Genomic DNA, 25,534 nt, shown 5'->3' on the forward strand with positions numbered 1-25,534 from the left:
TCAAGAAATGATCTACTTGAGATACAAACACTTTTTCTCATAATCTATGATCGCTTTTCCCTTTTTTAAAACATCCGCACCAATAATCCCGTCCACAGGCTCTGCTTGATGCGCTATAAGGGCAGTGTTAACGTGACTAAGATCAAACAAAATAAGTGAAATACTTTTTTTAGACCACTTGCCCAATTGTAGTGTATTTCTTTTAGAAAGTTGTGTTAGCATATCTGTGGCCCCGGCCCCGGCAGCTTTTACATCACTATCTTGTGCAAAAAGATTGAATTTTTCTACTGCATCAAAACCAACACACGAATTAGATGCTCCGGTATCTACAATAAAATTACCTTCTATGCCATTAAGCATTGCTTTAACCTCAAAATGATTGGTTTTGGTATACACAAGTTTAATGCGATGATATTCTTTTTCAATTAGAAACTGGCGAAGTGTTGTCATTTTAATTTTTGTCGAATCACGAACAAAAATAGCATAATTAATAAGAATCCTCCGATAATAAATATCCAATTAGATGTTGATTCCGTTGGAGGTTGATGAACTCCATAATACACAAATGAAGCCCAGTAATAAGGTGATTTTTGTGTATTGGAAATTTCTTTTGCTTCAAGGAAATCTATTTTAGCCTGATGTAATCCGTGAACATAGGAGTTAGTTTGATGTAAGTTTTGGTAAAAACGCTGCATTAATTGGGAAGTGGTTTTGTCATTTACTTTCCAGAGAGAAAATAATACATTTTGTACTCCTGCGTATTGAAACCCTCTGCCAATGCTAAGCGGACCTTCTCCTTTTGCTAAAGTGCCAATGCCTGTTTCACAAGCACTCAGCACAACTAAGTCGGTTTCTAATTGTAATCCGTATAACTGATTTACCAATATATTTTGATCTCTGAATTGTATAGAAGCAGGTCTGGAAAAACTACCTGCTTCAGCGTGTGTAGACAAATGTATAATAGAGTGATTTTCTACTTCTTTTAGAAAGCGAGTGTAGGTAGCTTCTCCTTTTTCTAAATATACTCCAGAAAATTTTTGTTGTATATAACGTTGCTCATCTAAAGAAAAGGAAAGTTCTAGCTGGGTATTTTCAAAAACCGGAAATATACCAAGTATACTTTTTTCCTTTTTGCTGTAATTGGATTTTAAATATTTTCCTGCCGAAATTTCGTAATTTATAATCCTTGATTTTAGAAGGAAAGGCATCTGATTAAAACTTAAAACATCACTTTTTTTGGTCAATAATGTTTCAAAAGGAATAAAATTAAGCAGTCCATCAGGAATGATTAATAGGTTTTTAGTGTTAGGTATATTTAGAGTACGATATAGGTCAAAACTACTTTCCGAAAAACCTTTTACATTATTGATAATAGTAGAGGCATTGTTAAAATAACGTATATAGTTCTGGGTGATATTTCTAAAATGCTCAATATCTTTGATTTCTAGTATTTCAATTGAATCAGCATCAACTTTAAACTGGTATATAATGTTCTTTCCAAAAAAATATTCGATCAGAGTAAGATCATCTTGTTTTAGTTTTTCTTGAAGCTCAGTAATTGAGATTTTTTCTTGTTTAAAAAGAAGATTGGGATATTTTTTCTGAAGTTCTTGAGTTACATCCTTAAACTCTATAGATTTCATTTCATATGCCGACATCCATTTTTGAATTTGTGAGATGTTAGCCTTGTCTTCCTTTTGCCTTTCTTTTAGGATATAAGTGTCATAATTCGCCATTTCGCTAGTAAGTTGCTTGTTCTTATTTACTAACGAATCGTTTTTATATTGTAATAGTAGTTGTTTAGATAGTAATGCTTCATTGACAAAAGGAGCTTTAGAGTTTTCTGCTGCTTCAAATGCTTTTATAACATATTTTATATCGTTGGTTTTAGTATAGATCGTATATAAAAGATCAATATAGCTTTCGGTTCGATTTCTGTTTTGGCTATGCTGAAGGATCTTTGTGTTTTGTATAGGATATGCCTGATTCAACTTTGAATTTACCTCAAAAGCTGCTTCATATACTTTAATTGATGAAATTGGATCGTTGAGTTGTTGTAAAATGTAAGTCTGAACATCTAGCGTTTTTAGTAAAATTCTATCTGCTATAAGCATTTCTATTGTAGGAAGATTCATTTCCATTGAATATTCTGGTAGGAGAGAGGCATAGATTTCTTTTATGTTAAACAAGGCTTCAGCATATGCAGATTTCGAAAGTAAAACGTCGATATAAGCCAGTTGCCATTTAGCAAAATCTCGGGAAGAGGTATTTGGGTTTTTCAACAATTGATATTTTGCCTTTTGAATATAACTTTGGGCATTTTGTAGATCCTTATTTTCTAAGGCTACCGCTGCTAGAATCTGGTAAGCATTGACCTGAGAAGCATCTATAGAAATTACCTTGTTAGCATAGCTTTCTGCTTCCTTAATTGATCCGGAATCTAAGTAGTTGGTGGCCAAATTTGTAAGGATATTTACGTTTTTTGGAGCTAATCTCTCGCCATTTTTGAGAATTTTGATTGCTTTTAGAAAATTACTTTGATTATTATATGCAATAGATAAATTGGTGATAGCAGCAATTATTTTGTCAGTATGTTGAGATTGTTCTGCCAGATACAAGTAATTAGTGATTGTATTTTCTGCCTTTTGGAGATCTCCAATTTTAATATATAGATTCCCCAAAGGTTGTAAGCAATTTTCAATGATATCATAATCCTTAAGGTTGTTATCATAAAAGTTTTTCCAGGCCTTTTCGTAATACATAATGGCTGTGGGGAGGCTTCCAAATTGATTGTAATAATATCCCATATTGCTATGAACAATTACCCATGCAAGTTTGTCTTCTTTGGTAACAAGTTGATTTTCTTTAGAAGCAATAAGTTTGCTTAATCGGTTTAATTTTGAATTTGACGGCTGTTTTAAAAAATCATCTAATTGAGTATATAAAAATTCTGAAGTATTTGTTTTTTGTTGGGAGAAAAGTGGTTCATTTCCTAAATTAAGGAAAAGAATAAGCAAAATGATTACTTTAAAATTTCCAAATCCCATAGAACTGAATTTGAGAATTTGGAGTGTCAAAGTTATAAACGTACCTCACACCAATACTAGGTCCAATCCTCACGGTTCCCAGATTCACGCCTATAAAAACTCCGGTTTGAAGGTTCCTAAAGCTATCATCTATTTCCTGAGCAGAAAATGTGTTTACATCTGGATTAGGAAATTCTGTTCCATCAACATCTATAAAAAAACCTTCGCCTGTGGTTTCTTGTTTGTTGGTGCTGGTAAGGTCCAGTTTTAACTGTACACCAGCCCCCATAGCAAAATAATTATTGAAATTATATCGAAAGGATCCAGGAACGGCATATATCGTGATATTATCGTATTGATTACTTTCAGAAAAACGGAGTAAATCAACTGTTCCATTTGGATTAATATTGCGTGTTTCAAAATTTCTGGTTTCATCGTAAGAAGCGGATGAAAAGAATAGTTCGGCCTGATAATATCCTCTGTAGGATTTAAATGGTGATAATGTGGCTCCAACAAAATATTCTCTTTGATTATCTAATTCGGGTACCGTAATGTATCCTGCCTTAGCTCCAATCGAAATTCCCGGTAAGAATCGGGTAGTGGCATAATTAGTAATTATAGGTTCGTTTTTATCAAAGTAAATAGCAGTTCTGCTCCTCGTCTTTTTTTTGTGAAAGTTTTTACCGAATTTCATGGAGTATTTCACAAAACCTTTAGTAGAATCAATCTCTTCTACATTTTTCTGTTCACTTCCGGGAAGGTAAATTCTATTGAATTGAAATATGATTTTATCTTTTTGCAAAATAGTATCCAGGCAACTGTAATTCACTTCTCGCTCTTTTGGACAAATAGGGCATTCTGGGTACATGCTATCAATTCTCAGTGTAGATTTATCAAACATTTCTGGAGTATCTACTTCTAATTTAATTGTGTTAGCGGGACCTTCTCCATTATTCTGAAATCGTACTTTGAATTTTAATCTTTTAAATCTTACCAAACGATAGTTCATTAACCATCCATTAGAAGACATTTTGTTAGGATCATGAGAAGTTACAATCTCCATTTCTGTATCTTTTACAGTATGATCATCAAAATTGTTGTCAGGCACATAGACACTTCTTAGAGTGACTATAGCACTGGTATCTTTGATCATTTCAGGAGTGGTTTTCAGTGTTCTAAAGATATTGCGTTCTTCTCCGGGTTTCATATCGTCAAATTCTATGATTTGATAACTTCGATATAAGGCTTTTGATTCTTCCAGCGTAAGTGGAAAGTTTTTTCGTTTGGTAGAATCTTGTACAAAAAGTGTTTTAGACTTCAAAAAAGAAATGCTGTTAGAGGCTAACAAAGTATGATCGTCATTTTCCGGAAGTACAGAAGAAACAGCATCTAGAGGAACTATGCGCTCGTCGTGATGTAGTCTAGTATCTTCTATAGTGAAATTATCATTCTTAAATCGTAAGTCATTATAGAATAAATATAATTTTCCGCTGGATACATAATTATTATTGTTCTTATAACTAGTGATAAATACCATTTCCTGATCCGGAATTGGCTCCCGATTTGTTTTTAAAATCAGATCTTCATCTTCTGTAAAAGGAGAGTTACTCTCTGTAGATGCCTCATCGTAAGCATCGCTAATAGTCACAGATTTTGGTCTTGATGTAGGAGGTTTTCCGTTATCATAGTTGTTTGTTGCCCAAAGTTTAGTGTCATATGTACCGTTCTTTTTATAGGTGTGTGCTGGTTTTTCTTTAAAACTATATTGACCATCACCAAACTCCCAATAATAGGTATAAAAAGCTTTTGGAGCACCTGCAATTTGATTAAGCACGGGCATTTCTGCGCTATAGGTGACCTGATTACCTTCAATTTCATAAGATATCGGTGCTATTCTGGGAATAGTGTCATTGGTCAATATTTGCGCAATGCAGAAAAAAGGGAATAAAATGAGTGCCAGTAAAGCCGAAAATCTATTCATGATTTGTTGTTAGTGTTAATAAAGATAAACAAAAAGTTAAATCAGCTACATTTCTATCTTTAATGAATTAAAATTCCGGAAGTTTATCTTCCGGAATTTTTGCTGAAATTTGCTGTAACCCCCATTACCTAATATGCATATTCCAGTATGAGATTTTTTACGGGAGACCGTTTATCAATGCTACTAATTCTGCTTCGGTTCCAGTGCTTGTACTTCCAATTACTTCTACGTGATCCTCTTCTATAGTAGCTCCTTGGATTGCATATACATATTGATCATCTTGTACCGATACAAAAATGATATGTACTTCTAATCCAATTGGGATTAATCCGTAGTGTTCAGAGAAAAGACCAGTGTCAGGATTATAAATGTCTAATAAGGCTAGCGCAGTAGGTTCTCCATCATACGATACATAAACATTACTGTTAGTGTTGTCAAAACCTTCTGGTACGTCTACGTATAAAACAGTTTTAGGTCTCGGGTCGTTATACCAACGATCAATATTTGTCCATCCAAAGTTGCTAAGAAAACCTCCGTATCCGCTAACTCCTTCTCCGTTTGGACCTTCTCTTTGCATAGGTTCTAAGCCTCCTTGTTCATCTTCTTCCCATACAATATCACATTCTAAATCATCACCATCACAATCATTATCCAGACCGTTAAACAATCTCATATCTTCATCAAATTCATCGGCAGGTGCAAACAACTGGAAGCCATTTGCCACTTCTAATTGTTCTCCGTTTTGAGTAGCGTTGATGAAAAACTCTCCCCCAGATATCAGTGTTTCTACATCTCCATTCGGGCGTTTTCCGTTAGTTGGCATTTTTGTAAGTAGCATTTTTGCTTTGTCATAGATTTCTATAAGTTCTACGGTAACGTTACCTGTAACCGGATCTCCGTTTTGATCTACAATACTCCCTGGAGGAAAATATAGAATGGTACCCTCTTCACCATATACCTGTCCAGTTCCATCATTAAGTGTAAAGATTTGTACAGCTTCTTCGCGATTTTCTAAAATCTCAGCTTCTAATTCTAATCCACCTAAAACTTGTTCAATAATAATATCGTTATCATCATTGCTACTACAGCTTGCAAGAAAAAGCATAGCGAAACCTAAAAGTAAAAAGTTAATCATTGTTTGTTTTACATTCTTACTACTATTCAGTAATGTAATTGTTGTACTATTTGTTTTCATGTTTTTTAGTTTTAATTGCCCTTTTTTGGACTTTCTAAATTTTCTTATTTACACCTTCATATCAACAACACTAATTTTTTGTTACCTTTTTCTTAAAACTTTTTTAATTTAGTTGCTCAGACCAATCATTTATGGGAAATAACAAAGCGCATGCTGATCAGAAATATATTGAAGCCCTCTTAAAGAATGACAGTATAGTTCTCAAAGAGATTTACACAAAATTTGCTCCCAAAGTTGTTGGGTATATAAAAAAGAATAGCGGAGGTGAATCTCAGGCACAGGATATAATTCAGGAAACTTTAATTACAATTTATAAACAAGCAAGAGAAAAGAAGTTAGTACTTACCTGTCCGTTTGATGCTTATTTCTTTTTACTTTGTAAACGAAAATGGTTAAATGAATTAAAAAAGAACACCACTAAGGAGGTAACAATTAATGAGGGGATTGTATCTATTAATGATGAGAGTGATCAGTATGTAGAAGAGACCTTAATTTTTGAAGCAAGAAATGAACTTTTTACCGAAGTCTTTGATCAATTAGGAAAAGCTTGTAAGGAGTTGTTGAAAGCTACTTTTACCATAAAATCTATGGAAGATGTGGCTTCAAAATTAGGGCAATCTTACGGATATGTTCGTAAAAAGAAATCACTATGTATTGGCCAGCTGACAAAAATGGTTCAGAGCTCTCCTAAGTATAATCAAATAAAGAACTTGTTATGACCCCAGAAGAAAAATACGAGCTTTTTGAACGAAAAATTAGCAAAGAACTTTCCGACGAAGAAGAAAAAATTGTATCCAGAATGTTAGAGGAAGATATAGCTCTTGCTGAAGAATTCAAAATATATAAAGAATGGAACTCCCACCTGGCTTCCAATCTCAACTTAGAACAAGAGCAGTCGGATTTAGAGCAGAATTTAAAAAATATTGGGGATTCTTTTTTTCAGAAAAGATCATCCAAGAAACAAACCAAAATCATAAAAATACCCTCTTGGGGATATGCTATAGCTGCAAGTGTGGCAATTATTTTAGGGATATACACTTTTACTAAAAGTGGTCCTGTATACAATGATTTTGTGTCAATACCAGAATTGTCTATTACTGAAAGAGGAAGTGAGGATGAACTTAGTAAGAAGGCCGAAACCTCTTTTAATGCTCAGAATTATGGTGAAGCAGAGAAGCATATCTCTGAATTATTAAAAAAAGACAGTGCTAACTCTGAGTATCTTTTCTACTTAGGAATTACTTTAGTCGAACAAGATAAATATGAAAGAGCTTCTGAGGTTTTTGAAAAGCTACAAGAAGGAACATCGGTATATAGATATAGAGCTATTTGGTTTGAAGCTTTGAATCAATTGAAGCAGAAAAATATGGAACAAAGTCGCGAATTATTAAAATCATTGCCTAAAGAAGCAGAAGATTATATACAAGCACAAAAGTTACTCAAAAAACTTTAAGATCAATGTAAGTATCTGACATGTAAATTGTTAATTAACAATAATTTCTTTAATTAAAGCGTTGTATTGTGTAACTTTTAGTAGTTTTCTATAACCTTTTACAACAATTTAAAAAGTACAAGTCATGAGGGTAGATGATCGAATACAGTCCATAGAAAAAGAACAAATTAAACATTTGCACTTTCCACACAAAGAAGTTCTAAGCGACAAAAAGGCTAAGCGGGATCGGTATCTGAAATTAGTGAGAGGACTAAGTTTGGGTAATTTAGAACATTTAAAGGTGAAAATTATTTTTGCGGATGATGAAGGATCCAAAAAAGTGGAAACTACCATTTGGGGTATCACTGATAAATCGGTGATTTTAAAGCAATCAACGATTATTCCTGTAGAAAGAATCATCAGTGTTAATTGAGAGTTGACGGATGGTTTTATTGTTCTGAAAAGCTAATTGGAATCACAAATGGAGTGGACACTTGGTTTCCATATGATTTTCCTGGTGTTATGTTTGGTAATTCTGAGATAACTCGAATGGCCTCATTTTTAAAGGCTTTTTTTAACTCTTGAATCTTGACATTATTATTACTTTCAGTAGAAACGTAACTATCAAAATCACCACGTAAAGAAAGGACTTCAATATTTTTGGGATACCCGGTTTTGTCGATGATAAATTTGACAATCACTTGCGCATCAAACCTATAGCCAATGGCGTCTTTAGGAAATTTCAACTTTGCACTTATATGGTATCCTATTTTTTGATTAAAACAGCTACTTAAATTACTTTCACCCTCACAACCGGGGAAAATAGGAAATTCATGAATAGATTGAGGTTTTTCATCTTTCAAAAATACCGGTTCATTGGGCATCTGAATTTTCGTAGTACCAAATGAACCTTTGGTATTCGGATAACTTGTTTCAAGATCGAGGTTGTATAAGGTCCATTCTCCTGTTTTAGAGCCATTTTTAACCACTCCTTCCTTTAATAAAAGACCTGTATACGGATTTATTATTTTTGTTTCACCTTCAAATTGATCATCCACCATAGTTCCAATGGCACTTTTAAATGTGTCAAATTGTAGTAGCCATTTTCCTGTTCTTACTCCATTTTCATAAGAGCCTTCAGAAACAAGAATTCCGTGATCTGTAAATTCTTCTAAAACACCATTGAGTTTATCATTGATATAATTTCCTCTCTTCTTAAGCGCTCCATTCTCAAATCTTTCTTCAAAGGGGCCATCTCTATGATCATTCACATAATGATATAATTCTTTTAGCCCACCGTTTCTGTAATATCGTTCGTAGGCTCTATTTTTTTTACCATTCATATATTGAGATAACGAGATTTCATTAGTACTTGGATTAATTATCCAATAGTATCCATCTTTTGGGATGAAATCGGAATCAGTTAGCCAATTGCATTTCCTTCTTTTCTTATTACCTGGACTCAGGTCGCAAATAGTAGTGCCTTTTGGTAAGGGAGGGAAACTGCCACCTATATCATATAAAGTATTACCATTAGTGTCAAGCCTTATGATTTTGTTAGTAAATTTTTTCTTAGTCTCATAGGGTTTTCCGTTGGTATAATATATTGTGTACTTAACTGCTCCAATTCCTTCCCTTAGGTTTTTGATAAGGTCTTTGATAGCTGTGTCTGTTCTTAACAATTCATATAAGGTTGGACTATGTTTTGATACTAACGCCGATAATGGGAAAATACAATCAACGGATCGCGTTCCATCTTTATAGTAAGATTCATAGTAAAAGAGGCGCGTGTTAGAATCCCATTCTAGATGCACTTTTTTTTGGCCACTATCATAATATGACATGCCTTTGGCGAAATAATTGGTGACCTCATTCCAAAAATTATATTCAATTTTATCCTTAAGAATACTATCTCTGGAAAAGGTGTTCCAAACAGCTACTTTGGGTCGATTGCCAATTGCTTGTAGCTCACTCAAAAAATACCCATTTTGATAAAGTTTTCCATTAGAATGATAACTTTTAAATGCAATAGCCCAGTAATTAGGATCTTCTTTATAGGGTTTTCTAATAATATCCAAGATCACATTTCCTGGTTCATCCCAATAACGAAACCAATAATCTTTATCATCTTTAGCTATTTTTAAATAACTTTTTCTTTTCCCGGATTTGAAATATTTTGTAATTTCTCTTGGAGTGTTTTCGGTGGCATCCTTTGATTTTTCAAGGATTTCACCGGTAGGATATCTATCTGTAATAGTTCCTTCGAAATCTTGCTGCGCAAAGGCACCCATTTGAAACAGAATAATTCCGTACAACCAGAATGCTTTCATATAATCAGATTTATTTGTCCGTTTCAGGTTTAGACCAAATTCCGAGTTTATTTTTCCTAGCTTCTTCTTGAGCGTCCCATAAAATCCCTGTCTTAATTTGATCATTTAATTTAGCGTAGCCGTTTTTCAGAATTTCTATGTTTAAATAGCGATCCTCAGCCATAACCATATTACCAATTTGCACAGTACTATTAGGAGCATTTTCAAATTTTTTAGAGGACTTGACAAACGAATACTTTACAATTGCACCAAAAAGATCCAATTTTCGAGAATATACAACCAAACTAACTTCGACTTCTTTGTTAAAGATAGCTTTCGAAGTAAAATCATATGCTTCTTTAGCCATAAATTCTCCGTTTTTTGGTGCATTAATCGACATGATTTTAAGGGGAAGTTCTTGTTTTGTGCGATCTTCTCTTATGACAAATCGATCTCCAGAAACAATTCCTATTATTGTACCTGAAATCTCTTTCTTATAGATCTTACCTGTTTCTTTATTGAAAATTGCTGATGTTTCATCTATTTCTACATTACTATTATTTGAAGAATTAGTATATCCTTGCTTAAGATTTTCTACATAATCATTACAAAACGGAAATAATAAGTCTCTTTTTGAATTATCTTTAAATCGTATAGTATGGTTAATTTTTTTTGAATCACTAGCGATTGACATGCTTAATAAATCTTCACAGGCATTGATGTCATTATCCAATAGTCGAAGATATGCCAAAATGGCTTGGTAATTGGGTAACGTAGCATTGTATTCCTTCATTATGTTTTTGTTGCCTTCTAGTAGACGAGATAAAAAGTTTTTCAACAAATCTTTTTTACCTTGTTTGTAATATAAGTACGCAAATAAAGCGTACATGTCATATTGATTTACGGAAAGTATATTATTAGTGTCGTGCATGTACTCAAACAATTTTTCTACTACTTGGTATTCATTGTTTTTCATGCTATAAATATATACACCTTTAAGGATGTTTTTGTCGTTCTGGGTAGAGGAGAAATCATAATTACTGGTCTTTATGACTTCTATCTTCTTAAGCGAGTTCTTCTTGGAATAGTCAAGGTGGGTTTTGTCTTCTGATACGAATAAATACTCGGCAATAGCGTCTATTTTGGATTGATCGTATTTTTTAAATTCCAAAACGATTTCATTTTCTAGGACTTGTTTTTCTTCATTAGTTTGGGCAATGGTGCTAGTCCATAAAAACAATGTGAACATCAAAAAGGTAAATTTGCAAGACTTTTTCATTAAGATTCAATTACTTGATTTTATAAATCAAATTAACTATTTATATTTTAAATTCTATATTCTTTGGACAAATAATTAAAGTCGGTTAGGTTGTTAAGATCGAAAAAAGTCAAAACGATTGGCCAAGCTGTTATTTTTAGTTCAGGTATTTTCTTAAATGTTTATTTTTGAAAAGTTCAAATCACGTGCCCAAAATTTGGTTACTTTTGCGGCATGATACTTACCGATACACACACGCATATTTATAGCGAATCTTTTGATGAAGATCAGGATGAGATGATGCAGAGAGCTATTTCTGCCGGAGTAGAACGTTTTTTTGTTCCGGCCATTGATTCTGGGTATACACAATCTATGTATGATATTGAAACCCGATATCCTGATAATGTTTATTTAATGATGGGATTACATCCAACCCACGTTAAGGAAAATTATAGAGAGGAGTTACAACACGTAGAAGAGGAATTAGAAAAGCGTTTTGACCAGAATAGTAGTAAAAAGTTCTATGCTGTAGGTGAGATAGGGGTGGATTTATATTGGGATAAAACTTTTCTTATACAACAGCAAGAAGTCTTTAGACATCAGATTCAACTTGCTAAAAAGTATAAATTACCAATCGTGATTCATTGTCGAGATGCTTTTGAAGAAGTATTCGAGGTTTTGGAACTTGAAAAAGGAGAAGATTTGTTTGGGATATTTCATTGTTTTACCGGGACTATAGATGATGCTCGACGCGCGATCGGATATAACATGAAATTGGGGATAGGTGGAGTAGTAACCTTTAAGAACGGAAAAATCGATAAGTTTTTAAATGAATTTTCTTTAGAACATATAGTGTTAGAAACAGATGCTCCTTATTTGGCACCGGTACCTTTTCGCGGTAAACGTAATGAGAGTTCTTATTTGATTCAGGTAGTAGAAAAACTATCTGAGATTTATGATAAATCACCAGAAGAAATTGCCCGAATTACTACAGAAAATTCCAAAGATATATTCGGAATATAGGTTGCGGATTGTAATTTAAATTTTGTTCATTTGTGAGACCAATACACATATGGTTGCAATGAAAAATTCACCTAATATATTATTGATCTATACCGGCGGTACAATTGGGATGGTCAAAAATTTTGATACAGGAGCTTTGGTTGCTTTTGATTTTGATGAGTTATTGCTTAATATTCCGGAGCTAAAGCAATTGGATTGCAATATAGAGACGACAAGTTTTAAGGAGCCAATAGATTCTTCTGATATGGATGTCGAAAGATGGAAGGAATTGGGTGGAATCATTAATGACAATTATGAAATGTATGATGGTTTTGTCGTTTTGCACGGAAGCGATACTATGTCTTATACTGCTTCTGCGATAAGTTTTATGTTCGAAAATTTAGGGAAACCAATCATTTTTACCGGGTCACAATTACCAATAGGTGATTTAAGAACAGATGCCAAAGAAAACTTGATTACCGCGGTGCAGATTGCGGCTTTACAAAACAAGGGCAAGCCGGTAATCACAGAAGTAGGATTGTATTTTGAGTATAAATTGCTCAGGGCAAATAGAACTACTAAGATTAATGCAGAACATTTTAAGGCTTTTCAATCACTTAATTATCCTACTTTGGTTGAGTCTGGAGTTCATTTGAAGGTAAACACCTCTTTTTTGCAGACTGTAAATCGAAGAAAGAAGATGGTATATCATACTCATTTTGATAATAATATTGTTATTATTAAAATGTTTCCGGGAATAAACGAAACGATTTTAAAGAGTATTTTTTCTTCAGAAACAATAAAGGGTATAATTATTGAGACCTATGGATCGGGTAATACAACGACTAAAAAATGGTTTTTAGATATTATTTCTGATCAAATCAGAAAAGGAATACCTATTGTAAATGTAACACAATGTGCTGGAGGAAGCGTAGAAATGGGTAAGTATAATACTAGTGTTGCGCTAAAAAAAGCAGGTGTTATATCAGGAAAAGACATAACAACAGAAGCGGCAGTGGCTAAATTGATGTATTTATTGGGAGAAAAATTACCGCTTAAAGTGCTCAAAACCATTTATGAAACTTCATTACGCGGTGAAATGTCAGAAAATTAACGCCCCAAATTTTAGTAGTTAACATTTTTTTTGTTATTTGCTCAACCATTTTTGGGCAAATATTTTAATAGAGAGGTGGCCGAGTGGTCGAAGGCGCACGCCTGGAAAGTGTGTATACGTCAAAAGCGTATCGAGGGTTCGAATCCCTTCCTCTCTGCATTATTATTAAATTTTTAATGGATTTTGTAATATTTTTTTATCTTTAACCCTTTAACTAATTAAAATTAAGAATCAGCGCAATGAAAAGACTATTTTCTATTCTGGCAATCGCAACAGTAATGGCTTTTGGAAATGTACAAGCAGCCACTGCTCCGGCCCAGTTAACGGCAAACATGCAATTATTAATTGCTCCAATAACAACTACTATTCAGGATGCAGATGAGCCTGCAGCAGCAGAGGAATCATTCCACCAAAACTTAAAAAAACGTTTTATAGAAGGAGGTCCTAGCTTTATGGGAATCGTTCTTTTATGTTTGATTCTTGGTCTTGCGATAGCAATTGAAAGAATTATCTTTTTAAATTTATCTACTACTAATAGTAAGAAACTACAACAAAATGTAGAAGACGCTTTGAATAGTGGTGGAGTTGAAGCAGCAAAAGAAGTTTGTAGAAATACAAAAGGACCAGTTGCTTCTATTTACTATCAAGGTCTTGATAGAGCTGATGAAAGTATCGATGCAGCAGAAAAAGCTGTAGTTGCTTACGGAGGTGTACAGATGGGACAATTAGAAAAGAATGTTTCTTGGGTATCTTTATTTATTGCTCTTGCACCAATGCTTGGGTTTATGGGTACGGTAATCGGGATGATTGACGCATTTGATAAAATTGAAGCAGCAGGAGATATGCAGCCATCACTTGTAGCGGGAGGTATTAAAGTAGCACTTCTTACTACAGTATTTGGACTTATTGTTGCAATTATATTACAGGTTTTCTATAACTATATCATCGCTAAGATTGATAGTATAGTAAATGACATGGAAGATGCATCGATTACTTTAATCGATATGTTAGTAGCTTACAAAAACAAAAAATAATAAATACTTAATCAAGTTTTGTTTAATATCAGGACTTCTATAAAAAATTAAGATCATTTATTATTAAAATACAGGTTGTACCGTGTTAACAACCTAATAAAAATTAGTCACATGAAAATTTCAAAAATTTTATCATACGTTGTACTGGCGATAGGTGCTATAGGTGCAGTATTGTTGTTCTTAATGAACGGTAATTTTACTACGCTTATGGATAACTATGGTATTACAGAAGCGAAAGATTTGGTGAAGGATACGTCTTCGTCTGCTTTTGCTGAAGCTACTTCATTGGTAAGTCCTATGTACAATCTAACATTAGTGATTTTTGTGGTTATTATTATAGCTACATTGATTGCTGTTTTTTCAGCTTTAGCTAAAAATCCTTCTGGTCTTAAAAAGGCTGGAATAGGAATTGTTGCCTTCTTAATCATTATTGGTATAGGATATGCGATGGCTGAAGGTGTCGAAACTCCAATGAAAGATGGTGAAGTACTTTCTGAAGGTGGATCTAAACTAGTAGGAACAGGACTTTACGCTTTCTACTTTTTAGCTGCAATAGCAGTAGGCCTGATGGTATTATCAGGAGTTAAAAAATTAATAGGTAAATAATTATGGCAAGAAGATCAGCACCAGAGGTAAACGCTGGTTCCATGGCGGATATTGCATTTCTACTTCTTATATTCTTTTTGGTTACTACAACCATCGATACGGATAGAGGAATTAGTCGTAAATTACCACCGCCTTTAGATGAAACAGTAGAGCCTCCAATTCTGAAACAAAAAAATATTTTTGTAGTAGAATTGAATAAAAACAATGACCTCTTGGTAGAGGAAGCTCCGATGGAGTTAAAGGATTTACGTGCTGCGGCAGTTGCTTTCTTAGATAACGGTGGAGGAAGTGGAGATGAAGCGTGTAGCTATTGCAAGGGAGAAAGAAGCCCTAGTTCATCTGATAACCCTGAAAAAGCTGTAATTTCTCTTCGTAATAACAGAGAAACAAGTTATGCAACTTATATAGCAGTTCAAAACGAATTAGTTGCTGCATATACCGAGCTACGAAATAGGGAAGCAGAACGTCTTTATGGAAAAACATTTACGCAAATGGAAGCGGATCTGAAGGACGTAAATTATTCAGGAAGTAAGGATAGATTAAAGGATCAAATCAAAAAAATCCAATTAATGTATCCGGAAAAGCTTTCAGAAGCAGAACCTAAGAAATAAGTATAACATAAAAACGTAATTATGTCTAAATTTAAAAAGAAAAAAAGTGGTGATTTGCCGGCTATTTCGACAGCATCTTTACCTGATATCGTATTTATGTTACTGTTTTTCTTTATGGTGGCAACTGTAATGAGGGAGAATAATCTTAAGATTGAGAATAGACTTCCTGTTGCAGATCAGACGGAAAAATTAGATAAGAAAAATCTGGTGATGTATATCTACGCAGGAAAACCTAGCTCTAGATATGCAGCAAGTGCAGGTACGCAAGCTAGAATTCAGTTGAATGATAAGTTTGCCGAAGTAAGTGATATAAAACCTTTCGTTTTAGCAGAAAGAGCTGCAAAAAGAGAAGAAGAGGTGCCTTTCCTTATTACTGCATTAAAGGTTGATGGTGACACTAATATGGGTCTTGTTGGCGATATTAAGAAAGAATTGAGAGAAGTTCAAGCGCTAAAAATTAACTATACCACAAGACAAGGTGAAGCTACTGATAATCTTCGTCAGTAAAGGTTAAAGATTTTATTATATTCTGAAAATCCCACTTATTAAACATAAGTGGGATTTTTTTTTTGAGCTTAATATTTAAAACAAATCTTCTAATAATTTTTAATGAAATAATATACTGGCACAACAATTGTGCTTCTTTAAACGACTGTGATCTGTTAATATGATCAATATCTAACCTTCCAAAAGTGAGTGGTATTGAAATAATAGAAATAATACAGTTGTATTTTAATAACAAACAAGGTCGTTGACTACTATGGTTTGTTATGTAAATCCTAATCAATGTATCTTAGAACTGGATCTAAGATATATACTATTCTTCTAAATAATACTGCTTATTTACAGATTTACAGTTCGTTGATCTAGTAAGTAATTATTAACTAAATATGTATTATTATGGCTAGAAGATTAGCACCAGAAGTGAATGCGGGATCCATGGCGGATATCGCTTTTTTATTACTTATCTTTTTTTTGGTAAGTACAACCATTGAAACTGATTACGGAATCAGTAGAAGACTGCCTCCCCCTCCGGAAGAAGTCAAACCTGAAGTTCAAGTTAAAGAAAAGAACCTGTTTAGGGTAGAGTTGAATCAGGTTAATGAATTGTTTGTGGAAAAGAAGCCGTTACAGTTAGAAGAACTAAAAGCTGCTGCTATTGCTTTTTTAGATAATGGAGGAGGAGAGGCAGCAGAATACTGCGATTATTGCAAAGGGAAACGAGATCCAAAATCGTCAGATAATCCTAATAAAGCTATTATATCTCTCATCAACAGTAGAGAAACCAGTTATGAGGCTTATATCGCTGTTCAGAATGAACTGGTCAGTGCTTATACTGAACTACGGAATAGAGAAGCATTAAGGCTTTATGCAGTATCATTTGATCAAATGAAAGCGCAACTTAAAGACGCTAATTATTCTGGGGACAAAGCGAAACTACGAGAGCAGATGAAACAAATTCAATCTTTGTATCCTGAAAAACTTTCAGAAGCCGAACCAATTACTGCATCATTATAATCTCTAAAAACAAATTAGTATGTCTATATTTAAAAAAAACCGAAAAGCCGAGTTACCGGCTATTTCAACAGCATCTTTGCCTGATATCGTTTTTATGCTACTGTTTTTCTTTATGGTTGCAACAGTTATGCGAAACGATACGTTGATTGTTAAAAATGAACTTCCATTCGCAGATCAGGTCGAAAAGTTAGATAAAAAGAATATGGTGATACATATTTATGCCGGTAAGCCTAGTTCCAGATATAAAAATGTGGGAACAGAGGCAAGAATTCAGCTTAATGATAAATTTGCAAATATCAACGAGATTAAGCCGTATGTACTGGAAGAAATTAAATCTAAACCCGAAGCATTAAGGCCTTATTTAACTACAGCATTAAAAGTAGATAAGGATACTAAAATGGGTCTTGTTGGAGATATAAAAAAGGAATTAAGAACGGTGAATATGCTCAGGATTAATTACACCACAAAAACTGGAAAGTCAACAAACAACTTAGAATAATGTAATTTTTAATATTTTACAGAATCCTGTGATCTTTCACAGGATTCTTAATTCCTGTTGTTTTTTACCAAGCAACTCTGTTTTCTAAAGAAATAAATTTATTTTAGTAACCTATATGGAATGGATGTCAAAAAGTATTAGCCAAAAGAAACAATTCCTTTTGTTTTTAAGTCTCTTTCTCCTTACTAGTTCTGGTTTTGGGCAAGGAGCTATTTCGGATAGTCTAAGTTTGAAAAAAGAAGAGGTGTTGGATTCTCGTTATAGAGAAGATCAATTCTATGTAGGTCTTACGTTTAATCTTCTTTGGAACACTCCTTCAGATATTGGTCAGTCTGGTTTCTCTGGTGGATTTCATTTGGGATATACCAGAGATATGCCAATAAACAAAAGACGGAATGTGGCTATCGGATTGGGATTAGGATATTCTATTAACACGTATGGTCAAAATTTATTTATAGGAGAAGATGAAAATACAGGACAAAGTATTTTTAGTAGCCTGGAGGGTATAGATTTCGATCGAAATAGATTTACCACGCATTTGGTAGAAGCTCCTTTAGAATTTAGATGGAGAACTTCGGTTCCTGATACACATAAGTTTTGGAGAATCTATACTGGATTAAGAGTGGGATATCTGTATTACTTCAATTCTAATTTTGAACAGCCAGGCAATCAAGTAGGTCAAACAAAAATCGATGAATTAAATCGTTGGCGAGTTGGAGCTACTTTTACTTTTGGGTGGAACACATTTAATTTTCACTTCTATTATAGCTTAAATCCACTATTTAATAGTGATGCGGTTGTGGGTAACGAAGAGGTAGAGTTAAACGTAGCTAAAATAGGATTGATGTTTTATATTCTATAACCAGAAATTAACCAACGTAAGCTGAGGAATAACACCTACTAAAAATCCCAGAATCAGTTCCAAGTTAGTATGAGCTTTAAAATGTAATCGGGATGTGGCGACAAGGCCATTGGCTGCAATCATTGCTGCAATAAGTAGAATGAGGTTCATTTCGAAATGGATGCTTAGAGCGATTGTAAACATAGTTACCGCTCCGGATCCCATCATGTGCAGACTTGCCTTAATATCAAAAAACACAATAAAAATAGCGCTTAACGAGGATAATAATGCTCCAAGAAAGAAAAAGTACAGTTCAGGATAGTTATAGACATCTATGATCATCTTAATCACTAATAACAATAACAAAGATTGTAATAGTAATGGTATTTTACGTTGTTTTACATCTTCTAGATGAATAGAGGTGATCAACCCCATAGTTCTAAGAAGGAAATAAAGGACGATAGGAATAAGTATAGTTACTACAACTAAACCAAGAATTTTAGCCTGAACAATGTTCTTCGGAATAAATCTAGGGGCAGTGACAAAATAAATTACTGAGCCGGCTATAGGCATCAATAAGGGGTGAAAAATATATGAAATACTTTTTAGTAAAAAGTTCATTAAATCTTTTTTCTTAGCCTGGCAACCGGTATATCCAGTTGTTCTCTATACTTGGCTACAGTTCTTCTGGCTATAGGATACCCTTTTTCTTTTAGCATTTTTGCTAACTTTTCATCGGTAAGAGGTTTTTTCTTATCCTCTTCTCCTATGGTAATTTCCAGTATTTTTTTAATCTCTCTTGTAGAAACTTCTTCACCCTGATCATTGGTCATAGATTCTGAGAAAAACTCTTTAATTAGTTTGGTTCCATAAGGAGTATCCACATATTTACTATTGGCTACTCTAGAAACTGTACTAACATCCATATCGATCTCATCTGCTATATCTTTTAGGATCATAGGTTTTAGATTACGCTCATCTCCACTTAAGAAATAACTTTTTTGATAGTGCATTATTGCACTCATCGTTAAAAAAAGTGTCTGTTGTCTTTGTTTCACAGCTTCAATAAACCACTTGGCAGCATCCAGTTTTTGTTTAATAAACATCACTGCATCCTTCTGTGATTTAGATTTTTCTTTACTGGCCTTGTAACCCTGAAGCATGTTGTTGTACTCTCTGGAAACGTGTAATTCTGGTGCGTTACGACCGTTCAGCGTAAGTTCTAGTTCTCCATCTACAATTCTGATCGTAAAATCGGGTACTACGTGTTCTATAAGTTTATTGTTTCCTGCATAAGCTCCACCCGGTTTGGGGTTAAGGTGTTCGATTTCCTCAATAGCTTCTTTTAATAAATCTTCTGTAATATCAAATTTAGCCAAAAGTTTGTCATAATGCTTTTTGCTAAAATGGTCAAACGATTTTTCTAAAATTTGCGTGGCTAGTTTAATCGGTAGCGTAGTTTCTTTTCTGTTTAGTTGGATCAAGAGACATTCCTGAAGATTTCTAGCCCCAACACCAGCCGGATCCAGTTGGTGTACGATTTTAAAAATATTTTCAATTTTATCTTCGGTTGTATATACATTCTGAGTAAAAGCAAGATCATCCAGAATATCTGAAACAGATCTTCTTATATAACCGCTTTCATCGATGCTGCCGACCAGAAATTCTGCAATTTCTCGCTCTTCTGTATCAAACCTATAGGTGTTTAATTGATTGACCAAATGTTGGTGAAATGATGTCCCGGAAGCATACGGAACATTTTTTTCTTCATCATCAGCACTATAATTATTAGAGCTTAAACGATAACTTGGTATTTCATCATCACTAAGATATTCATCAACATTGATGTCCGTTTCTATTTTTTCTGTACCGTAGTCATCTTCAGCAGTACTTTCATTGCCAAAAGCGTCCTCAAACTCGTCAGTTTTTTCTTTTCCACTATCCAGTGCAGGATTTTCTTCCATCTCTTGCTTTAAACGCTGTTCAAAAGCCTGTGTCGGAAGCTGAATTAGCTTCATCAACTGAATTTGCTGTGGAGAAAGTTTTTGAGAAAGTTTGAAATTTAATTGTTGCTTTAGCATAAAAATGTCAATGTTCTTATACTCACAAAAATAAACAAAATACGGCGTATTCCTGTAGGTAATCGATGGTTAGTTTTATTAAAAAAGTGCTAATTCTGTATATGTGATACAAAACTATTTTTTGCAATTGATCAATAAACGCGCCAAAATCGTTTTATTACCTTGAAAAGAAAGATTTTTTAGATTACAGGAATGTCGGTTATAGTAAATATTAAGGTATAAAAATCTTATTTTTAATTGCATAGATGACCAATCCGGTTCTATTTTTGAGATGTAATTTCTCAAAAATAGAATCTCTATAACCTTCTATTGTTTTTGGACTTAGACACATATCACTTGCAATTTCTTTGTATGTTTTCTCGGTGCAAGCGTGTTTGATGAATTCCATCTCTCGTTCTTTTAATTGCACCTTGTTTTCTTTCTTTGGATTAAGTGAACCCAATAATAAATTAGTAACATCTTTGGTGTGATAGAAACCGGTTTCCTGTACTTCTACTAATGCATTTTCGAGAATACCTTTTTCGGTGTCTTTTAGTAAATATCCTTTGGCACCTGCTCTCAGCATTTTGAGGATGGTTTTTTCATCTTCTTCTACAGAAAGTGCCAGAACGTTTACCTGTGGATATTCTTCTTTAAGTGCGATAGTTGTCTCAATCCCGTTCATAATTGGCATATTAATATCCATCAGAACGATATCCGGAATGTTTTTGGGATCTTTTAATCGAGTGAGTAGTTCTCTTCCGTTTTTACACAGGTATAATATTTTAAATTTAGAAAACCCGTTTACCAATCCCGCAAGTGCCTGTGATAATAGGATGTGATCTTCTACAATGACTACTGAATATTTCATGAGTTTATATTTTGTGTGAATAGCCTTTTAGTTATTTTACCCGTCGTGCATTTAGGTATTTTTGAGATAAGATTTGTCAGTTCGAGCGCTTCGACTTTAAGAGAAGTGTATCGAGAAAAGAATTTTATCCCAAAAAAGCTGTTCTCGATACATTTTGTCTTCATTTCATTTAGACAAAACACTCGAATTGACGCTTTTTTTAACATAATTATTTCTAAATGCACAACAGGTTTATTTTATAGTATGTTAATCGACTTCCTCTTCCGTCACTAGTTTTTTGTAGTGATAGGTTAAAGTAATTGAAGTGCCTTTTCCCTTTGCAGAATCAAGACTAACCTCGGCATTTATTAATTTTCCTCTATTCTGCATATTACATAATCCAATACCGATATTTTGTCTGGATTTAAGGTCCTTCTTGTCAAAACCTACACCATCATCCTTTGCGTGAATGACCAATTTTTCTTGATCATAACGAACGTTAACACTCAATTTAGAAGCTTTAGAATGTTTAATCGTATTGCTAAAAAACTCCTGTAATATTCTAAAAATGATAATTTCAGCCTTATCATCCAGAGTTCTTACTTCTGTATTACTACTTAGAGTGGCTTCTATAAATTGTAAACGATTAAACCGTTCTACTTCCAGGGCAATAGCTTCTGTTAGGCTAAGACTTTTGATAGCATCCGGATTTATCAACTTAGACAAAGCTCTTAACTCAGTAAGACTCTTAGTGATCGTTTCTGTAACTTCTGGAAGTCTTTCCGGGTCTTCTTTTGCCACATCTACCTGTATTTTTGCTAAGGTAAGTAACTGTCCAATATTATCGTGTAACTCCCAACTAATATTACGTAAGGTTTCTTCTCTAATTTCTATTTGCGTTTCTGCAATAGCCCTTTCAAACTTTTTTTCTGCTTCTTTTTGTTGTAGCAACAGACTGTTCTTTCTTCTTTGGAATACCCAAAAAAGTGTAATAATCAGCACTACTAATATGATGAGTACTACAGTGGCTATTAATATTGCTGTTTCTTGTCGCTCCATATAAATCCAATGATAAAACAGGTGTTCATTATTACTGTAAGAGTAATATTTACTAAAAATAAAACTGTAGCATCTGTTAATTCCTCGTAGTAATTTCTTAAAATCCTAAAAGGTAGATTACCGACAAAATAAATTAAGAGTCCAAAACTTATCCAAATGAGCAGGTTCTTTTTTGCATGAAGAACCTGCTCAGAGTTTAATATTTCAAAAAAGTAAAGTAAAATACTAATCACCAGAAATAACGCTCCTAATATGTATGGGAATCTTTGGTATTCTAACATATAGTTTTCAAAAAAACCGTTGATTACAAAAGCAGAGAGATAAATAACACAAAAATAAAGTGCTAATTTCTTGTTCTTTTTGTTCTTAAAATAGTATCGGTATAATAGCAAGAAAAACGTGAAATTGACGGCATTATAAATATTATGAATGATTGCATTTATTCCCTCATGGACTCTAATATAAAGCCCAACCAATTCATTAATTGCAACATACCAAATAAAGAAAATTAAATACTTTAAGAATTTTGTGTTTTTGTATTTGTCATAGAAAATAGTCGCAATGATGGCAGCTAAAACTTCAAATCCAACACAAAACTCTATTAATAAGTTTATAAAATCTTTACTTAAGGTCATTGTTTACTATACTATTGTTTTCCCATAGGAGGCGTTCCTGTTACTTCATTAGCAATTAAGCTATTTTCTTCTTCCTCTAAGTTTAGATTCAAATTAAAAAAACCAGCTTTTTGATAAACTTTTCCATCTTTCCCAATTCTACTATCCAATCCGATTTTTTCTTTTAAAAGCTCTACATTAAACTTATTATCCAAAGTATAACCTAGATGTTCTATGTTTCCTTCAGCATCTTTAACTTCTTTTGTCGGAGCAAGAAAAAAGGTTTGTCTTTTTGCGTACTTCTTATTTTCTCTATTACGCACATAATTGTCAGGATATAGCGCAAAATAAAATCTAAATCCTGATGGCGTTACCCCGGCTTTACGTGATTTTATTTTTACATATTTGATGTATTGTTGTAAATCATCAATATCATAAAAAAGGGATCGGGTGGCTTTAAAATCGTTACCTTCTCCATCTTGCCCTACTACCTCATTGATAAGTTCTTCTCTTTTGTCATATAGATGATAGATTTCTTTAGCAAAATCAGATTGAATGATGTTTTCAGGTCTTCTTCTGTGCTTTCCATCGGCTACATCTCCTAATTGTTCTTTTAGTGCTGCGATTTCCTTTTCATATGCTTCAATTTTCTCTTTACACGCTGCTAATTCTGAAGAATCAGCGGTTTGTGCTGCTTCCTTACAAGAAGTCATCAGAATGAATGCGAAAGCAATTAGTACATACTGTTTAATTGGGTTAGTTTGTCGTTTCATTTTTGATATAGGTTTATTAAGTATTTGTGTGTTTTTGACACTAGCCAAAAATAATTGTTAACTAAAACTTAGTTTTCTTAAAGTTTTAAGAATTAAAAATACCATTTTAAATAGTTTAAAAAAATTTACTGAGCTAACAATTACTCCGTGAACAAGGTAATTTTCAGGTTTGCAATGGTTTTCGAAGGGTTTTATTAAAGGCAATAGCTTTGATCTGTTTCACAAAAAGGGGGAAACACCCCTATGAAAAAAAGTGGATTGACGGTTGTGTTTGTTCTGAAGAACATCAATCTCCTTTGTTTTTATGGGTTAAATGAGGTTTTCTTGCCGTGGTGAGGAAATTTAGAGGGATGTATTTTTTTTGGATACAACACTTATATCCAATCCCTTTCTTCAAAAGCAATGAAAATTTAAATGTGGATCTATTTTAGTTTGAATCTAAATCTCGGAAATTTTTTTCCACTATAAATAGAGAATCAAGCGCAATCTGGTAACAATGTTTTCAGAATTTTTTGTTAAGAAATATATCCGTTCTTTTCTGTTTTAGTACTAAATGATATTGAATTATTTTAGGTAGAATTTCTTTTTTGTATTACTACAAAAAAATGGTTTTGTTTTCGTATTTGCCAAATTTACAGAATATTGTACTAAAAATTTTCGGAAAATAACACGAAATATTTTCGTTATAAATAGGGGTTTTCTCACCAAAAAAGCCTGAGATTACGATACTTTATAATATCAAATTTTTTTTACTAAAGAAATGTTAAATTATAAATTTTCCGAAAACGTTTTTCGTTAAAAAAGCCGTTAAATATGCTTCATTAAATTGCTGTCTGATTATTTATTCGCTTACTTCATAGTAGCTATTTAAGCTAAGAACTAAACTTTTCGAAAAGTAATTTTTACAACCAACATCTTAAACTAAAAACCAAGATCATGAGAAATTTTTTTATTGTGCTTAGTGTGATCCTGACAATGTATTCCTGTGTATCGGATATAGAGCAAATGGATTCTGAAATGAAATCGATTGAACTATCAGAAAAAGCCAGTTCTGATAATGTAAAGTTATTGAGCGCTTGGACAGCAAACAGAAGTAGTCCGGTACATACAAACTATCAAAGGAAGTTTAAAGTAAAGGTCAAAAATCTGGCTTATCAAAAAGAAGTAACTATTCATCACGCAACGTATAGTGGTGATTGGGTTGATATCCCACTAACGTATGAACAATCTATTGGTAATGATGAAGAAATTTGGGTAGGAGAGGTGACACCCGATTATGAATTATATAGCGATGAATTTGTAGTAAAATATACGGTTAATGGCGAAACATATTGGGATAATAATAATGGTAAAAATTACAGTATGCTTGTAAATGTAGGAGGATATTTATCACCAGAAATAGATATAGAACTCAATAAAAGTTTTACAAGATCTACGGGTTTATCTTTTGCTATTAATGCTAATGTGAAACGTAATTATGGAGCTGCTGTAACAGCAGAGGTGATATATACTACAGATGGTTGGGCAACAAAGAATACAATTCCTCTAAGTTATCAAAGGTATTTTAGAGTTGGATATGCCCATTATATAATGAGTCCTAATCAATTTGATGTAGATATTTATTCTGCAACCATTAGAGTGCCCGATGAAGTAAAGTCTATTGAATTTGCCATCGTCTATAAAGTCAATGGGCAGGAATATTGGGACAATAATTATGGCAATAATTATACTTTAAACAAGATAACATATTAA

General features: G+C 33.4%; 25 protein-coding genes and 1 tRNA gene. 14 read left to right on the top strand and 12 right to left on the bottom strand.

Going from position 1 to position 25,534, the window contains the following annotated elements; translation table 11 throughout:
* Positions 1–12: 12 nt before the first annotated feature.
* From ACFSR1_RS15075 to ACFSR1_RS15090, 4 genes are all read right to left on the bottom strand, one after another.
* Positions 13–450, bottom strand: a complete 438-nt coding sequence (locus ACFSR1_RS15075; protein ID WP_378181539.1) for a retropepsin-like aspartic protease — start codon at positions 448–450, stop codon at positions 13–15.
* A complete protein-coding gene (locus ACFSR1_RS15080) occupies positions 447–3,047 on the bottom strand; it encodes a CHAT domain-containing protein (RefSeq protein ID WP_378293851.1) in 2,601 nt (866 codons plus the stop codon). Before ACFSR1_RS15080 ends, ACFSR1_RS15075 begins: the two co-directional genes overlap by 4 nt.
* Positions 3,028–5,007, bottom strand: a complete 1,980-nt coding sequence (locus ACFSR1_RS15085; RefSeq protein ID WP_378293852.1) for a DUF7849 domain-containing protein — start codon at positions 5,005–5,007, stop codon at positions 3,028–3,030. Before ACFSR1_RS15085 ends, ACFSR1_RS15080 begins: the two co-directional genes overlap by 20 nt.
* Positions 5,008–5,164: 157 nt before the next feature.
* On the bottom strand, positions 5,165–6,202 hold the full coding sequence (locus tag ACFSR1_RS15090) for a hypothetical protein (RefSeq protein WP_378293853.1): 1,038 nt from the start codon (positions 6,200–6,202) through the stop codon (positions 5,165–5,167).
* Positions 6,203–6,333: 131 nt separating this feature from the next.
* Between ACFSR1_RS15090 and ACFSR1_RS15095 the strand changes: the two genes are divergently transcribed.
* From ACFSR1_RS15095 to ACFSR1_RS15105, 3 genes are all read left to right on the top strand, one after another.
* Complete coding sequence (locus tag ACFSR1_RS15095) at positions 6,334–6,921, top strand: RNA polymerase sigma factor (RefSeq protein ID WP_378293854.1); 588 nt, start codon at positions 6,334–6,336, stop codon at positions 6,919–6,921.
* Positions 6,918–7,655, top strand: coding sequence for a tetratricopeptide repeat protein (locus ACFSR1_RS15100; RefSeq protein WP_378293855.1), 738 nt, complete (start codon positions 6,918–6,920; stop codon positions 7,653–7,655). Before ACFSR1_RS15095 ends, ACFSR1_RS15100 begins: the two co-directional genes overlap by 4 nt.
* Before the next feature lie 124 nt (positions 7,656–7,779).
* Positions 7,780–8,067: a hypothetical protein gene (locus ACFSR1_RS15105; protein ID WP_378293856.1), complete on the top strand. Its 288-nt coding sequence runs from the start codon at positions 7,780–7,782 to the stop codon at positions 8,065–8,067.
* 16 nt (positions 8,068–8,083) lie between these two features.
* Here ACFSR1_RS15105 and ACFSR1_RS15110 read toward each other — a convergent pair whose 3' ends face one another.
* Positions 8,084–9,964 carry a hypothetical protein gene (locus tag ACFSR1_RS15110; RefSeq protein ID WP_378293857.1) on the bottom strand — a complete coding sequence of 627 codons (1,881 nt, stop codon included), beginning with the start codon at positions 9,962–9,964 and terminating at the stop codon, positions 8,084–8,086.
* A 10-nt stretch (positions 9,965–9,974) separates the two neighbouring features.
* The gene (locus ACFSR1_RS15115) at positions 9,975–11,222 is read right to left on the bottom strand and encodes a thermonuclease family protein (protein ID WP_378293858.1); all 1,248 of its coding nucleotides are present in this window, start codon (positions 11,220–11,222) and stop codon (positions 9,975–9,977) included.
* A 213-nt stretch (positions 11,223–11,435) separates the two neighbouring features.
* On the opposite strand from ACFSR1_RS15115, the gene ACFSR1_RS15120 reads away from it, so the two are divergent.
* The 10 genes from ACFSR1_RS15120 (at position 11,436) to ACFSR1_RS15165 (ending at position 18,447) form a co-directional block, all read left to right on the top strand.
* Positions 11,436–12,224, top strand: a complete 789-nt coding sequence (locus ACFSR1_RS15120; protein WP_378293859.1) for a TatD family hydrolase — start codon at positions 11,436–11,438, stop codon at positions 12,222–12,224.
* 58 nt (positions 12,225–12,282) lie between these two features.
* A complete protein-coding gene (locus tag ACFSR1_RS15125) occupies positions 12,283–13,317 on the top strand; it encodes an asparaginase (protein ID WP_378293860.1) in 1,035 nt (344 codons plus the stop codon).
* 69 nt (positions 13,318–13,386) lie between these two features.
* Positions 13,387–13,474, top strand: a tRNA-Ser gene (locus ACFSR1_RS15130).
* Positions 13,475–13,556: 82 nt separating this feature from the next.
* Positions 13,557–14,351, top strand: a complete 795-nt coding sequence (locus ACFSR1_RS15135) for a MotA/TolQ/ExbB proton channel family protein (protein ID WP_378293861.1) — start codon at positions 13,557–13,559, stop codon at positions 14,349–14,351.
* A 111-nt stretch (positions 14,352–14,462) separates the two neighbouring features.
* Positions 14,463–14,957, top strand: coding sequence for a phosphoethanolamine transferase domain-containing protein (locus tag ACFSR1_RS15140; RefSeq protein ID WP_378293862.1), 495 nt, complete (start codon positions 14,463–14,465; stop codon positions 14,955–14,957).
* Positions 14,958–14,959: 2 nt separating this feature from the next.
* A complete protein-coding gene (locus ACFSR1_RS15145; RefSeq protein ID WP_378293863.1) occupies positions 14,960–15,568 on the top strand; it encodes an ExbD/TolR family protein in 609 nt (202 codons plus the stop codon).
* A gap of 21 nt (positions 15,569–15,589) precedes the next feature.
* Positions 15,590–16,075 carry an ExbD/TolR family protein gene (locus ACFSR1_RS15150; RefSeq protein WP_378293864.1) on the top strand — a complete coding sequence of 162 codons (486 nt, stop codon included), beginning with the start codon at positions 15,590–15,592 and terminating at the stop codon, positions 16,073–16,075.
* A 393-nt stretch (positions 16,076–16,468) separates the two neighbouring features.
* Positions 16,469–17,086, top strand: a complete 618-nt coding sequence (locus ACFSR1_RS15155; RefSeq protein ID WP_378293865.1) for an ExbD/TolR family protein — start codon at positions 16,469–16,471, stop codon at positions 17,084–17,086.
* Positions 17,087–17,105: 19 nt separating this feature from the next.
* Positions 17,106–17,585, top strand: a complete 480-nt coding sequence (locus tag ACFSR1_RS15160) for an ExbD/TolR family protein (protein WP_378293866.1) — start codon at positions 17,106–17,108, stop codon at positions 17,583–17,585.
* Positions 17,586–17,709: 124 nt separating this feature from the next.
* Positions 17,710–18,447, top strand: coding sequence for a porin family protein (locus ACFSR1_RS15165; RefSeq protein ID WP_378293867.1), 738 nt, complete (start codon positions 17,710–17,712; stop codon positions 18,445–18,447).
* Here ACFSR1_RS15165 and ACFSR1_RS15170 read toward each other — a convergent pair.
* The 6 genes from ACFSR1_RS15170 to ACFSR1_RS15195 form a co-directional block, all read right to left on the bottom strand.
* Positions 18,442–19,047, bottom strand: a complete 606-nt coding sequence (locus tag ACFSR1_RS15170) for a hypothetical protein (protein WP_378293868.1) — start codon at positions 19,045–19,047, stop codon at positions 18,442–18,444. The two genes, ACFSR1_RS15165 and ACFSR1_RS15170, sit on opposite strands and share 6 nt — an antisense overlap.
* Complete coding sequence (gene rpoN, locus ACFSR1_RS15175) at positions 19,047–20,507, bottom strand: RNA polymerase factor sigma-54 (protein ID WP_378293869.1); 1,461 nt, start codon at positions 20,505–20,507, stop codon at positions 19,047–19,049. Before rpoN ends, ACFSR1_RS15170 begins: the two co-directional genes overlap by 1 nt.
* Before the next feature lie 211 nt (positions 20,508–20,718).
* Positions 20,719–21,357, bottom strand: a complete 639-nt coding sequence (locus tag ACFSR1_RS15180) for a response regulator (RefSeq protein WP_378293870.1) — start codon at positions 21,355–21,357, stop codon at positions 20,719–20,721.
* Between the two features lie 246 nt (positions 21,358–21,603).
* Positions 21,604–22,395 (bottom strand): sensor histidine kinase, encoded by a 792-nt coding sequence (locus ACFSR1_RS15185; protein ID WP_378293871.1) that lies wholly within the window; start codon positions 22,393–22,395, stop codon positions 21,604–21,606.
* Positions 22,368–23,030 carry a hypothetical protein gene (locus ACFSR1_RS15190; protein ID WP_378293872.1) on the bottom strand — a complete coding sequence of 221 codons (663 nt, stop codon included), beginning with the start codon at positions 23,028–23,030 and terminating at the stop codon, positions 22,368–22,370. The genes ACFSR1_RS15185 and ACFSR1_RS15190 overlap by 28 nt, the downstream gene beginning before the upstream one ends.
* Before the next feature lie 11 nt (positions 23,031–23,041).
* Positions 23,042–23,782, bottom strand: coding sequence for a hypothetical protein (locus ACFSR1_RS15195; protein WP_378293873.1), 741 nt, complete (start codon positions 23,780–23,782; stop codon positions 23,042–23,044).
* Positions 23,783–24,718: 936 nt separating this feature from the next.
* On the opposite strand from ACFSR1_RS15195, the gene ACFSR1_RS15200 reads away from it, so the two are divergent.
* Entirely contained in the window at positions 24,719–25,534 is an 816-nt protein-coding gene (locus tag ACFSR1_RS15200; RefSeq protein ID WP_378181600.1) for a hypothetical protein, read from the top strand.

Origin of the sequence: Aquimarina rubra, from assembly GCF_042684305.1 — a bacterium.
GTDB lineage: Bacteria > Bacteroidota > Bacteroidia > Flavobacteriales > Flavobacteriaceae > Aquimarina > Aquimarina rubra.